The sequence below is a fragment of the Rhizobium album genome, assembly GCF_003122325.1.
GTDB lineage: Bacteria > Pseudomonadota > Alphaproteobacteria > Rhizobiales > Rhizobiaceae > Metarhizobium > Metarhizobium album.
Window position 1 is genome coordinate 198,385 of record NZ_QFBC01000003.1, and the last position, 12,492, is coordinate 210,876.

General features: G+C 61.6%; 16 protein-coding genes. 13 read left to right on the forward strand and 3 right to left on the reverse strand.

All coding sequences use genetic code 11. The features are described 5' to 3' along the window. The first annotated feature begins 122 nt into the window (after positions 1–122). The 5 genes from purC to DEM27_RS09220 all read left to right on the forward strand — a co-directional run bounded on the left by purC (position 123) and on the right by DEM27_RS09220 (position 2,757). Positions 123–887 (forward strand): phosphoribosylaminoimidazolesuccinocarboxamide synthase, encoded by a 765-nt coding sequence (purC, locus tag DEM27_RS09200; RefSeq protein WP_109457923.1) that lies wholly within the window; start codon positions 123–125, stop codon positions 885–887. A gap of 21 nt (positions 888–908) precedes the next feature. After that, positions 909–1,151 carry a phosphoribosylformylglycinamidine synthase subunit PurS gene (purS, locus tag DEM27_RS09205; protein WP_109457924.1) on the forward strand — a complete coding sequence of 81 codons (243 nt, stop codon included), beginning with the start codon at positions 909–911 and terminating at the stop codon, positions 1,149–1,151. Between the two features lie 17 nt (positions 1,152–1,168). Further along, a complete protein-coding gene (locus DEM27_RS09210; protein WP_109457925.1) occupies positions 1,169–1,426 on the forward strand; it encodes a hypothetical protein in 258 nt (85 codons plus the stop codon). Further along, positions 1,423–2,097 carry a phosphoribosylformylglycinamidine synthase subunit PurQ gene (gene purQ / locus DEM27_RS09215; protein WP_109457926.1) on the forward strand — a complete coding sequence of 225 codons (675 nt, stop codon included), beginning with the start codon at positions 1,423–1,425 and terminating at the stop codon, positions 2,095–2,097. The genes DEM27_RS09210 and purQ overlap by 4 nt, the downstream gene beginning before the upstream one ends. 255 nt (positions 2,098–2,352) lie before the next feature. After that, positions 2,353–2,757 carry a hypothetical protein gene (locus DEM27_RS09220; protein ID WP_109457927.1) on the forward strand — a complete coding sequence of 135 codons (405 nt, stop codon included), beginning with the start codon at positions 2,353–2,355 and terminating at the stop codon, positions 2,755–2,757. 81 nt (positions 2,758–2,838) lie between these two features. On the opposite strand, the gene DEM27_RS09225 is transcribed toward DEM27_RS09220, so the two are convergent. Continuing rightward, positions 2,839–3,174: a DUF1127 domain-containing protein gene (locus DEM27_RS09225; RefSeq protein ID WP_420028808.1), complete on the reverse strand. Its 336-nt coding sequence runs from the start codon at positions 3,172–3,174 to the stop codon at positions 2,839–2,841. A 38-nt stretch (positions 3,175–3,212) separates the two neighbouring features. On the opposite strand from DEM27_RS09225, the gene DEM27_RS09235 reads away from it, so the two are divergent. From DEM27_RS09235 to DEM27_RS09270, 8 genes are all read left to right on the forward strand, one after another. After that, positions 3,213–4,631 carry an aminotransferase-like domain-containing protein gene (locus DEM27_RS09235; protein ID WP_109457929.1) on the forward strand — a complete coding sequence of 473 codons (1,419 nt, stop codon included), beginning with the start codon at positions 3,213–3,215 and terminating at the stop codon, positions 4,629–4,631. 127 nt (positions 4,632–4,758) lie between these two features. Next, positions 4,759–5,340 (forward strand): acyloxyacyl hydrolase, encoded by a 582-nt coding sequence (locus DEM27_RS09240; RefSeq protein ID WP_109458201.1) that lies wholly within the window; start codon positions 4,759–4,761, stop codon positions 5,338–5,340. Between the two features lie 170 nt (positions 5,341–5,510). Continuing rightward, complete coding sequence (gene purL, locus DEM27_RS09245; RefSeq protein ID WP_109457930.1) at positions 5,511–7,751, forward strand: phosphoribosylformylglycinamidine synthase subunit PurL; 2,241 nt, start codon at positions 5,511–5,513, stop codon at positions 7,749–7,751. 18 nt (positions 7,752–7,769) lie between these two features. After that, positions 7,770–8,003 (forward strand): BolA/IbaG family iron-sulfur metabolism protein, encoded by a 234-nt coding sequence (locus tag DEM27_RS09250; RefSeq protein WP_109457931.1) that lies wholly within the window; start codon positions 7,770–7,772, stop codon positions 8,001–8,003. Positions 8,004–8,035: 32 nt separating this feature from the next. Beyond that, positions 8,036–8,269 (forward strand): hypothetical protein, encoded by a 234-nt coding sequence (locus tag DEM27_RS09255; RefSeq protein ID WP_109457932.1) that lies wholly within the window; start codon positions 8,036–8,038, stop codon positions 8,267–8,269. A 31-nt stretch (positions 8,270–8,300) separates the two neighbouring features. Then, positions 8,301–8,852, forward strand: coding sequence for a hypothetical protein (locus DEM27_RS09260; RefSeq protein WP_109457933.1), 552 nt, complete (start codon positions 8,301–8,303; stop codon positions 8,850–8,852). A 140-nt stretch (positions 8,853–8,992) separates the two neighbouring features. Beyond that, the gene (gene grxD / locus DEM27_RS09265) at positions 8,993–9,328 is read left to right on the forward strand and encodes a Grx4 family monothiol glutaredoxin (RefSeq protein WP_109457934.1); all 336 of its coding nucleotides are present in this window, start codon (positions 8,993–8,995) and stop codon (positions 9,326–9,328) included. Positions 9,329–9,460: 132 nt separating this feature from the next. Then, complete coding sequence (locus tag DEM27_RS09270; protein WP_109458202.1) at positions 9,461–10,666, forward strand: multidrug effflux MFS transporter; 1,206 nt, start codon at positions 9,461–9,463, stop codon at positions 10,664–10,666. Between the two features lie 73 nt (positions 10,667–10,739). On the opposite strand, the gene DEM27_RS09275 is transcribed toward DEM27_RS09270, so the two are convergent. Both DEM27_RS09275 and ttcA read right to left on the reverse strand, forming a co-directional pair. Further along, on the reverse strand, positions 10,740–11,564 hold the full coding sequence (locus tag DEM27_RS09275) for an inositol monophosphatase family protein (RefSeq protein WP_109458203.1): 825 nt from the start codon (positions 11,562–11,564) through the stop codon (positions 10,740–10,742). After that, positions 11,554–12,444 (reverse strand): tRNA 2-thiocytidine(32) synthetase TtcA, encoded by an 891-nt coding sequence (ttcA, locus tag DEM27_RS09280; protein WP_109457935.1) that lies wholly within the window; start codon positions 12,442–12,444, stop codon positions 11,554–11,556. Before ttcA ends, DEM27_RS09275 begins: the two co-directional genes overlap by 11 nt. Positions 12,445–12,492: the final 48 nt, after the last annotated feature.

Genomic DNA, 12,492 nt, shown 5'->3' on the forward strand with positions numbered 1-12,492 from the left:
CCGATGAATTCCCCTGGAAGCCGACACAGGCGCATTGTGGATTCCGGACTTTTCCGATAAGGGACCGCACTGACGAACGTTCCACGCGCTGCCCAAGAGCGCCAGCAACAGAGAAAAATACCATGAACCGTCGCCGCCGTATCTACGAGGGCAAGGCCAAGATCCTTTACGAAGGTCCGGAGCCGGGCACCCTGATCCAGTTCTTCAAGGACGATGCGACCGCCTTCAACAAGAAGAAACACGATGTCATCGATGGCAAGGGCGTCCTGAACAACCGGATTTCCGAATACATCTTCAGCCATCTCAACAAGATCGGCATTCCGACGCATTTCATCCGCCGGCTGAACATGCGCGAGCAGTTGATCAAGGAAGTGGAAATGATCCCGCTGGAGATCGTCGTGCGCAACGTCGCCGCCGGCTCTATGGCCAAGCGCCTCGGCATCGACGAAGGCGTCGTCCTGCCGCGCTCGATCATCGAATTCTACTACAAGTCGGATGCGCTTGACGACCCGATGGTCTCCGAAGAGCACATCACCGCCTTCGGCTGGGCCAACCCGGCCGAGCTCGACGACATCATGGCGCTCGCCATCCGCGTCAACGACTTCCTGACCGGCCTGTTCCTCGGCGTCGGCATCCAGCTGATCGACTTCAAGATCGAATGCGGCCGCCTCTTCGAAGGCGACATGATGCGCATCATCCTCGCCGACGAGATCTCGCCCGACAGCTGCCGCCTCTGGGACATCGAGACACGGCAGAAGCTCGACAAGGACCGTTTCCGCGAAGATCTCGGCGGCCTGCTCGAAGCCTACCAGGAAGTCGCGCGCCGCCTCGGCATCATCAATGAAAACGAGCCCGTCCGCGGCACCGGTCCGGTTCTGGTAAAGTAAGTTCTTTAGGGGAAGACGATAGTGATCAAGGCACGCGTGACCATCACGTTGAAGAACGGCGTTCTCGATCCGCAGGGCAAGGCCATCGAAGGCGCCCTCGGCGCCCTCGGCTTCGAAGGCGTCGGCCATGTCCGCCAGGGCAAGGTGTTCGATCTCGAGCTGGATGGCGAAGACCGCGCCAGGGCCGAGGCCGACCTCAAGGCGATGTGCGAAAAACTGCTCGCAAACACGGTGATTGAGAACTATACTATCGCCCTCGACTGAAGGTTGTGGAGCTAGCGATGGCGGAAGTTACCAACGAGCTGATGTACGAATTGCTCAAGCGGATGCACCAGCGCATCGATCGTGTTGATACTTCGCTTGGTGAAATCAAGAGCGAGATCCAAAGCATACGCGGCACGATGATCTCGATGCAGCAGGATGTTCATAATATCTACGGCGTTCTCGCCCGACACGAAAATCGCCTCGACCGTATCGAAAACCGCCTCGAACTCCGTGAACTGGCAGAAGCTCAAGCAAGGTTTGAACCGCACCCATGAAATCCGCCGTCGTCCAACTTCCTGGTCTCAACCGCGACCGCGACATGATCGCGGCGCTGACGAAAATCTCCGGCCAGGCGCCGATCACCGTCTGGCAGACGGAAACGAGCATTCCCGATGATGTCGACCTGATCGTCATCCCGGGCGGCTTCTCCTACGGCGACTACCTGCGATGCGGCGCGATTGCCGCCCGCATGCCGGTGATGCAGGCGATCAAGGAAAAAGCAGAGAAGGGCGTCAAGGTTCTCGGCGTCTGCAACGGCTTCCAGATCCTCGTCGAGGCCGGAATGCTGCCGGGTGCGCTGATGCGCAACGCCTCGCTGAAATTCGTCTGCAAGGAAATCAAGCTGCAGGTCGTCAACGCCGAGACGGACTTCACCCGCGCCTATGCGGCGGGACAGATCATCCGTTGCCCGATCGCCCATCACGACGGTAACTATTTCGTCGAGGCCGAGACCCTGAAGTCGCTCGAAGGCAATGGCCAGGTGGTGTTCAAATATGCCGAAGGCACCAACCCGAACGGCTCGCTGAACGACATCGCCGGCATCATCAACGAAAAGGGCAACGTGCTGGGCATGATGCCGCACCCGGAAAACCTGATCGAAGCCGCCCATGGCGGTTCCGATGGACGCGGCATCTTCGCCTCGGCGCTCGACGTCATCGCCGCCTGAGGCTGGCTGGCAGGCTGCTTTTCCGACGCCGGCAACTCTTGCCGGCGTTTTTTATTGGGCTTGTCGCCACGCCGGCCCTTCAAGGAGCGACACCGGGCAGTTGGAGCCTTGCGCCAAGGCGGCCATCTTTTTTCCGAGAGCTCGAGAAAACCCGATGAAGCGACGAAGGCCGAAACGGCCGCGGATCATGCGGGTAATGGCTGCTTAACCATGGAACTGCTAGAACGGTACTGTAGCAATCGATCAGAGACTGACATGGCCGTTTTCCGCTCTTTCCACCCCTTGCCGATTTTCGGCACCCTTGTCGTCGCATCAGTGCTTGCCGCCTGCCAGACGAAGCCTGAAACCCCGCCGGCCGCAAACCGCGCCGCACTTCCGGTGATGGAGCGCGTGGCGCTCGGCGCCAATGCCTGCTGGTTCAAGTCGGGCGATGCCGCATTCAAGCCATACCGTCTGGCGCCGGAACTGAATTCCTTCTCCGGCCGTCCGCGCATCCTCGTCGTCCACAAGACGCGGCCGGAGGCGCGTCCGCTGCTGGTGGTTCACGCCGAAGGCAATCCTGCCAAGCTGGAGGCCTTTGGCCCGCTGATGGGCGAAGCGGTCGGCGCACGCGTCACCCGGGACGTCAACCGCTGGGCTGCCGGCGGACAGGGCTGCTGACGGTAGTGTAGAAAAACCCTGCGCGGCCGGTTGGGACTGGCAGCGCAGGGCGTTCTTTCCGGCCGGTGAGCCGAAAAAGCGTCAATCCCAGAAATAGGATTTCGCGACTTCCATTCCCGCTTCCTTCCGGCTCACGCCGATATCGAGCAACTGGTCGTCCGTCAGTTCGCGCAACGCCAGGCGGCCGGTGCGTTTTTGCTGCCAGAGACTGAGAAACGTCCAGATCCGGTTGAAAAGACCGGTCTCGCCTTGCCCCGGACCAGGGCTGAGCATTTCGCCGGCATCGCGAAACAGGCTTTCCCGCCTATAGCCGTCCGGATAAATTGTATCTATTGCACCCATATATTGATTTGTGCTGCGCATATTGCACCGCCATTCCTTGAAGCGATATTGAATTCGACGAAAATTGAGATACAATTGACTCATGAGCAGTGACAATAGAGAGAATTGTCATCATGACAAATTGGCTTCCCGACCTTTCCACCGGCACCGGCCCGCTTTATGTGCGCCTCGCCGACAGCATCGAATCGGCGATTTCGGAAGGGACGTTGTCACCTGGGACAAAATTGCCGCCGCAGCGCAACCTCGCCTATGATATCGGTGTCACCATCGGCACGATCGGACGCGCCTATTCGCTGGTGCACGAACGCGGCCTCGTCAGCGGCGAGGTCGGGCGCGGCACCTACGTGCTGCCGCCGCCGCAGAACCAGAATTCGGCCCAGCCCGATCCCGTCACGGCGTCGATGACCGGGACGCGGCCGCTCGATGCGCCACCGGGCGTGGTGCGGTTCGATTCGACAGCGGCGCCGGATGTCGGACAGGGCGACACCATCGCCAGCAACCTGGCCGATATCGCGCGTGACCACGGGCTCGACATCACCAGCTACACCCGCACCTTCCCGGCACACTGGTTCCAGGCCGGCGCCAACTGGCTGGCGAAAGGCAACTGGCGCCCTGCCCCGGACAGCATCGTGCCGGCGCTGGGCGCCCATGCGGCGATCATGGCCATAATCTCCGCCGTCACGGCGCCGGGCGACAAGATCGTCTTCGAACACCTGACCTATTCGCGGATCAGCCGCAGTGCCGGGCTGATCGGCAGGCGGACCGCCCTGGTGGAGTCCGACGACCAGGGTGTCATCCCGGCCGATTTCGAACGCCTCTGCGCCCAGCAACACCCAAAACTCGCTTTCCTGATGCCGACGGCGCACAATCCGACCGGCATCTGCATGCCGGCGGAACGCCGCCGGGCCATCGGCGAAATCGCCCGCAAGCACAATGTCTGGCTGGTGGAGGACGATCTCTACGGCGCGATGAGCACCGACACGACACCGCTTTTAACGGAGTTCGCGCCGGAACGGACTTTCCTCGTCGGGGGATTTTCGAAATCCGTGGCCGCCGGCGTGCGCGGCGGCTGGGTCGCCTGCCCGGCGCATTTCAGCCACCGTGTCAGCATCGCCCACAAGATGGTGACCGGCGGCATGCCCTTCCTGCTTGCCGAACTCTGTGCCCGCATGGTGCTTTCGGGAGAAGCCGCGGAGATTCGCGCAAAAACCATCGCCGAACTTAGCAAACGGGTGGATTATGCCCGCAAAACCTTTGCCGGTTTCGAATTTTCCGCCGCAGCAGGCATTCCCTTCCTGTGGCTGAAGCTTCCCGATCCGTGGCTTTCCGGCATCTTCAAGAACGCTGCCTTCCGCGAGGGCGTGCTGGTCGATGACGAGGACGAATTCAAGGCCGGCCGCTCCGACAAGACCTTCCACCGCGTTCGAATCGGCTTTTCGACCCAGGCCTCGGCGCAAGAGGCCGACAAGGGATTCCAGATCGTCCGCCGCCTCCTGGAAACAGGATCGGCAGGTTACGACAGTTATTCATGAGTGTGGCATATCCGCCCTTTACCAGTGATCAGGGCAAGTGTTAACGTCCCGCCAAATCAGCGATTCAACGGGGATTGGGGGCTTTTCTGGAATGGCATTTCATTTCGGCAAATTTTCGGCAGTGCGCATGGCGGCTGTCTCGGCCGTATCGGTAATAGCGGGCCTTCTTATGTCCTCCGTCTCGATGGCCGCAGACTTCGAGGGCGCCCCTGCGACGCAGGAACCCTTCTTCGACGAGTTGCGTTTCGGCGCCCAGATCGCCGTGGACAAGACCCGCACCAATGACGAACGTGGCAGTTTCTACCAGGTGACCATGTTCTTCGATCCCTTCAACAACGATACGGCTGTCGGCTGGAAGGAGCATATCCTGCGCCCGCGCGTCTATGTCGGCGGTACGGTCGCAAGCGACAGCCGCGAAGCGAGCATGCTGTTCACCGGTCTGGCCTGGAACGCCAACATCACGGAAAAGGCCTTTCTCGAAGTCGGCTTCGGCGGCATGATCCACAATGGCGATCTGGATTATGACGGCACGCGCGGCCCGAAACTCGGCTGCCGCACGCTGTTCCGCGAATATGCAGCCATCGGTTACGACGTGACGCAGAACTGGCGCGTGCTGGCTCAGGTCGAGCACTCCTCGCACGCCAATCTGTGCGGCGACACCAACAACGGCCTGACCCGCGCCGGTCTCGCCGTCGGTTACAAGTTCTGATCCTGTCTGCATACCGCATCGGCTTGCAGACCCTTCGAAATGATCATCGCCGGCCTTGCGATCCTTGACGGGATAGTGGGGCCGGCGTTTGATTTTCCTGTCGCGCAGTCCACGCAACTGCGCTAAAGAGACGCCAAAAGCCGCCCTATCGCACGGATGTCCCAAGACCCATGAACATTTCCAACACCCGCCCGATCACGCCGGACCTGATTGCCTCCCACGGTCTGAAGCCGGATGAGTACGAACGCATCCTCTCGCTGATCGGTCGCGAGCCGACCTTTACGGAACTCGGCATCTTTTCGGCCATGTGGAACGAGCACTGCTCGTACAAATCCTCCAAGAAATGGTTGCGTACCCTGCCGACCAAGGGGCCGCGCGTCATCCAGGGGCCGGGCGAAAACGCCGGCGTCGTCGATATCGATGACGGCGACGTGGTGGTCTTCAAGATGGAAAGCCACAATCACCCCTCCTACATCGAGCCCTACCAGGGTGCGGCGACCGGTGTCGGCGGCATCCTGCGCGACGTCTTCACCATGGGTGCCCGGCCGATCGCGGCGATGAACGCCCTTCGCTTCGGTGCGCCAGATCATCCGAAGACCCGCCACCTCGTGGCCGGCGTCGTCGCCGGCGTCGGCGGTTACGGCAACTCCTTCGGCGTTCCGACCGTCGGCGGCGAGGTCGAGTTCGATGCCCGCTACAACGGCAACATCCTCGTCAACGCCTTTGCGGCCGGCCTCGCGAAATCGGATGCCATCTTCCTCTCGGAAGCCAAGGGCGTCGGCCTGCCGGTCGTCTATCTCGGCGCCAAGACCGGCCGAGACGGTGTCGGCGGCGCCACCATGGCATCGGCCGAATTCGACGAATCGATCGAGGAAAAGCGCCCGACCGTGCAGGTCGGCGATCCCTTCACCGAAAAGTGCCTGCTGGAAGCCTGCCTCGAACTGATGAAGACCGGCGCAGTCATCGCCATCCAGGACATGGGCGCCGCCGGTCTCACCTGCTCTGCGGTCGAAATGGGCGCCAAGGGCGACCTCGGCATCGAGCTTTATCTCGACCAGGTGCCGGTGCGCGAAGAGCGCATGAGCGCCTATGAAATGATGCTGTCCGAAAGCCAGGAACGCATGCTGATGGTGCTGCGGCCGGAAAAGGAAGAGGAAGCAAAGGCGATCTTCGTCAAATGGGGCCTCGACTTCGCCATCGTCGGCAAGACGACGGACGATCTGCGGTTCCGCGTCATCCACCAGGGCGAGGAAGTCGCCAATCTGCCAATCAAGGAACTGGGCGACGAGGCGCCGGAATACGACCGCCCGTGGACGCCGGCCAAGGTCGCCGCACCGCTGGCCAGCAACGACGTTCCGCAGGCCGATGTGGCCGAAACGCTGCTAAAGCTCGTCGGCTCCGCCAACAATTCGTCGCGCCGCTGGGTCTACGAGCAGTACGACACGCTGATCCAGGGCAATTCCGTGCAGCTTCCCGGCGGCGACGCCGGCGTGGTGCGCGTCGAGGGCCATGCAAAGAAGGCGCTTGCCTTTTCCTCCGACGTGACGCCGCGGTATGTCGAAGCCGACGCCTTTGAAGGCGGCAAGCAGGCGGTCGCCGAATGCTGGCGCAACATCACCGCCACCGGCGCCCTGCCCCTGGCTGCAACCGACAACCTCAACTTCGGCAATCCGGAACGGCCGGAGATCATGAGCCAGCTGGTGCATGCCATCAAGGGCATCGGCGAAGCCTGCACCGCACTCGACTTCCCGATCGTCTCCGGCAACGTCTCTCTTTACAACGAAACCAACGGCCAGGGCATTCTGCCGACCCCTACCATCGGCGGTGTCGGCCTGCTCAAGGACTGGACGAAGATGGCGCGCATCCGTTTTGCCGAACAGGGCCAGGCAATCCTGCTCGCCGGCGCGCCGGCAAGCTGGGGCACGCATCTCGGCCAGTCGGTCTACCTGCGCGATATCCACGGCCGCACCGATGGCCCCGCCCCGCATGTCGACCTCGCTCATGAAAAGAAGGTCGGCGATTTCGTCCGCGCCCTGATCGCCGACGGCCTGGCGACGGCGGTGCATGATTGCTCCTCCGGCGGCATTGCGCTCGCCGTTGCCGAGATGGCGATGGCCTCCGGCATCGGCGCCCATCTCAACCAGCTCAACGATCACGATCCCATCCCGGTGTTCTACGGCGAGGACCAGGGCCGCTACGTGATCACCGTCAAGGAAAGCAATCTCACCAAGGTGCAGGAACGCGCCGAAGCCGCCGGCGTCTTCTGCCCGTGGATCGGCCGCACCGGCGGATCGTGGGTGACATTGGGTTCTGCACGGCCTGTTTCAATTGAGCAATTGCGTTCGGCCCATGAATCGTGGTTCCCTGACTTCATGGAGGGCGGCTCGGGAACTGTCGCCGCCGCTGAATAGTCTGAGGAGTGACCCAAAATGCCCATGAAACCCGGCGATATCGAAGACATGATCCGCGCAGGCATCCCTGGCGCCAAGGTGACCATTCGTGATCTGGCCGGAGATGGCGACCACTACGCAGCAGAAGTGGTCGCCGAGGTATTCCGCGGCAAGACCCGCGTCCAGCAGCACCAGATGGTCTACAATGCCCTGCAGGGCAATATGGGCGGTGTGCTGCACGCGCTCGCCCTGCAGACCAGCGCGCCCGATTGAACTGAATACGGCCCTGACTGCGGGAGGAACGCATGGCTGATCTGGTGAAGGAACTGGTCACGGGCATCATGAACAGCGTGCTCAAGGAAATCCTGAAAAAGGGCAAAGGCAAGAGCACCGCGACCAAACGCAAGAAGCGGCAGACCCGGTCGGCGACGACCGGGCGCTTCGTCAAGAAGACTGCGACTGCCGCCAGCAAGCCGGCAAGAAAACAGGTCAGCCGCCGCCGCACGGCGGCGGGCCGCAGCAAGCAGCGCAGCCGATAGAACTCCCCACGTCACGGGAAACCAAAAAGCCATGCCGAGACCGATTGCCTTCGCCTCTCTCGCTGCCGCCTTCCTTTTGACGCCCCTCGCCGCCATGGCCGGCGAGGTGGAATGCCACGCCAACAAGGAATATGCCGTGGCAGTGCAGAGCGACGACGAGGATGCCGGCGCGCAATTTGCCGTGACGGCACTCAGGGGCAAGAAAAAGCCGGCGTCCTGTCGCTTCGATGCCGACAAGGCGGACCTTGTCATCGGAGAACCCGGCGATCCGCTGTGGTACGGCGACCAGTCCGGAAAATACCTGATCCTCACCCGCTCGACCGGGCCGCAGGGCGACCTCGTCGTCTACGACCTGTCCACCGGCAAAGCCGTTCTGGATGTGCCGGCCGACGAATATGAGGTGTCCGGCAACACGCTGGCCTTCTGGGAACGCACAGGCGAGGCAACCGCGGAAAACTGCCCGGGCTTTGCGGAAAACCAGGCAAACGGCATGGGCTCGGCGGTTGTCGAACGCAAGCAGCTTGACCTGAAATCGCTCAAGATCGACAAAACCGGCGAAGAACGCTGCGACGCGACACAATAACGCTGCTTCCGGCCGTTGAAAGCCAACGGTTTCAAGGCGTTTTTTCGTTGCAGCGCTGGAATTCGTTTTGCAGCATTGCTATTTAAGCCGAACGGTCAAAACTGCGGATCTTGAACCCGCATGTGAAAGGAAAGAGCCTCATGAGCGGCATCAACGAATTCATCGACAACGAAGTCAAGAGCAACGACGTCGTGCTCTTCTTGAAAGGCACGCCGCAGTTCCCGCAGTGTGGTTTCTCCGGCCAGGTGGTGCAGATCCTCGACTACCTCGGCATCGACTACAAGGGCATCAACGTGCTCGCCGACGCTGAGATCCGCCAGGGTATCAAGGATTACTCCAACTGGCCGACCATTCCGCAGCTCTACATCAAGGGCGAGTTCCTCGGCGGCTGCGACATCGTCCGCGAGATGTTCCAGGCCGGCGAGTTGCAGACGCATCTGGAGCAGCAGGGCATCGCGGTGCGTGGTGCGGCCTGATATAATCGGACTCATTCCGAATTTTCATTGGAATTTTGCAAAGGCGCCGGATAATAACGGCGCCTTACCTTTTATCCGGGATTTTCCATCGTGACATCCGCATCCGAGACCATGCCCGCCCAGCTCAAGGGCATGGGTAAAGTTGAATTCATCGTCATGATGGCGTTGCTGATGGCGCTGAATGCACTCGCCATCGACATCATGCTGCCTGGCCTCCAGGAGATTGGTGCCAGCCTTGGCGTCGAGAACGAAAACCATCGGCAATATGTCGTTTCGGCTTACCTCGTCGGCTTCGGTATCGCACAGCTGTTTTACGGGCCGCTGTCCGACCGGTTCGGCCGCCGCCTGCCGATGCTGATCGGGCTGATAATATACATCATCTCCGCCCTTGCCATCGTCGCAGTGCCGTCCTTCGGCCTGATGCTCGCCCTGCGCTTCATCCAGGGTGTCGGCTCGGCCGCGACCCGCGTCATCACCGTGTCGATCGTCCGCGACGTCTATGGCGGCCGGCGCATGGCGGAAGCCATGTCGCTGATCATGATGGTTTTCATGGTCGTTCCGGTCATCGCCCCCGGCATCGGCCAGACGGTGATGCTGGTCGGCAACTGGCATCTCATCTTCCTGTTCATTGCCGTCGCCGGACTTATCGTCACGACCTGGATGTACTTGCGCCTGCCGGAGACACTGAACCCCGCCGATGTCCGCCCCTTCACCTTTTCATCGGTGCTCGGCGGCTTTCGCATCGTGCTGACCACCCGTATCGCTCTCTGTTACACCATCGCCAGCACCTTCATCTTCGGCGCGCTGTTCGGATTCATCAACTCGGCGCAGCAGATCTATGTCGGCATCTACGGTCTGGGTGTCCTCTTCCCGGTCGCCTTTGCCGCCGTGGCGCTGTTCATGTCGTTCGCATCCTTCCTCAATTCCCGGTTGGTCGGCCGTTTCGGCATGCGCCGCCTGTCGCACGCCTCGCTTCTCGGCTTCATCGGCATCACCTTCCTGTGGCTGCTGGTTCAGCTTTTCGGGCCGCAACCGATGCCATTCATGCTGTTCCTCAGCCTCTTCGGGCTGGCGATGTTCCAGTTCGGCTGGATCGGTTCGAACTTCAATTCGCTGGCCATGGAGCCGCTCGGCCACGTCGCCGGCATCGCCTCCTCCGTTCTGGGTTTCATGAGCACGGTGGGCGGCGCCGCCATCGGCGCGGCCATCGGCCAGGCGTTCGACGGCACCGCCTTGCCGATGGTGGCCGGTTTCTTCAGCGTCTCCATCGTCGGCCTGATCTTCGTGCTGATCGGCGAAAAGGGACAACTCTTCCACCCCCACAATCCCCGCGTCTGAAAATACTACGCGACGAAAAAAAAGCGCGGGGCCGGCGAGGTCCCGCGCTTTTTTCATTTTGTTTCCGCTTTGATCAGATGGCGGCAAAAACTTCCGACTTCAACTGCTGCCAGGAATCCTTGTCGGTCGCGAGCAGCAGACCGCCGTCCACATGCTTCGGAAGATAGGCAGAGCCGTCGAGACGCGCCACATGGGCACCGGCCTCCTGCGAGATCAGCGCACCGGCCAGATGGTCCCAGGGCATCAGCTTGTTGTACATGACGAAATGTACATGGCCGCCGGCAAAGGCGCGGTATTCATGCGCGGCGCAACGGTAGCTGGCGGCGTACCGCACCTTGGCAAGGTTTTGCATCACTTCGGCGCGGACCGGCTTTTCAAGGTAACCCGTCGATGCCATGCCGACCATATGTTCGAGATCGACAGGGGCCGCCACCTTCAGCCGTACGGCATCGCTGTCCTCCGGACGGCGTAGCCAGGCACCTGAGCCCTTCTCCGCCATCACCCAGTCGTCGCCCATCGGGTCGTAGATGATGCCGGCAACCGTCTCGCCCTTCCAGACGACGGACGCCATGACACCGAAGGCCGGCACGCCGGCCGCGAAGTTGAATGTGCCATCCACCGGGTCGACAACGATCGCCAGTTCCGCATCCGGCAGCTTGTAGAGCAGGTCCGGATCGCTGGCGACGGATTCTTCGCCGATGAAGACGGCGTTGGGCAGCGTCTTCGCCAGTTCGGCGCGCATCATCCGCTCGGCCGATTCGTCCGCCTCGGTGACGAGGTCGGTGGCTTCGGTCTTGGCGCGGACATCGCCCTCGCCCAGGCGCCGGAAGCGCGGCATGATTTCGGCCTTCGCCGCCCGCCGCAACAGATCGGCAAGCGCAGTCACATCAACGGTCATCGGATACATTCCTCTCAACGGACATCAGACTGGAAAAATCGAAGAGTTTCGGATCGAGCAGGTGCGACGGGTTCACATGCGCCAGCGCCCGCAGCATCGTGTCCTTGCGGCCCGGCATGCGCGTTTCGATATCGGCGAGCATCGCCTTCATGGCATTGCGCTGCAGGCCGTCCTGCGAGCCGCAGAGGTCGCAGGGAATGATCGGGAACTGCATGGCGGCGGCAAACCTCGCAAGATCATCCTCGGCCGCATAAGCCAGCGGACGCAGCACCATCAGGTCGCCCTCGTCGTTCAAAAGCTTGGCCGGCATGCCGGCAAGCCGCCCGCCATGGAAGAAGTTCATGAAGAAGGTTTCGAGAATGTCCTCGCGGTGATGGCCGAGGACGAGCGCGTCGCACCCCTCCTCGCGGGCAATGCGGTAGAGATTACCGCGCCGCAGCCTCGAACAGAGCGAACAGTAGGTCGCGCCCGCAGGAACCTTCTCCTTCACGATCGAATAGGTGTCGCGATATTCGATGCGGTGCGGCACGCCGATGCTCGTCAGGTATTCCGGCAGGATATGCTTTGGAAAATTCGGCTGTCCCTGGTCGAGGTTGCAGGCGATGAGCTCGACAGGGAGCAGCCCCCGCCATTTGAGGTCGAGCAGCAGCGCCAGCAGGCCGTAGCTGTCCTTGCCGCCGGAAACGCCGACGAGCCAGCGCTTCTGGCCCTTCAGCATGCCGAAATCCTCGATCGACTGGCGGACCTGGCGCAGCAGGCGCTTGCGCAGCTTGTTGAAGGAAACCGAGCGGGGGGCCTCGGCAAACAGCGGATGGGCGCCGCCTTCGGCCGCCTCGTCCGTAATCTCCGGCTCATCGATGACCGGTATGGCGATGTTCATGGCGTCTCGTTCCGGACAAACCGTTGCGGGCTGATGCGCAAAGGCAAT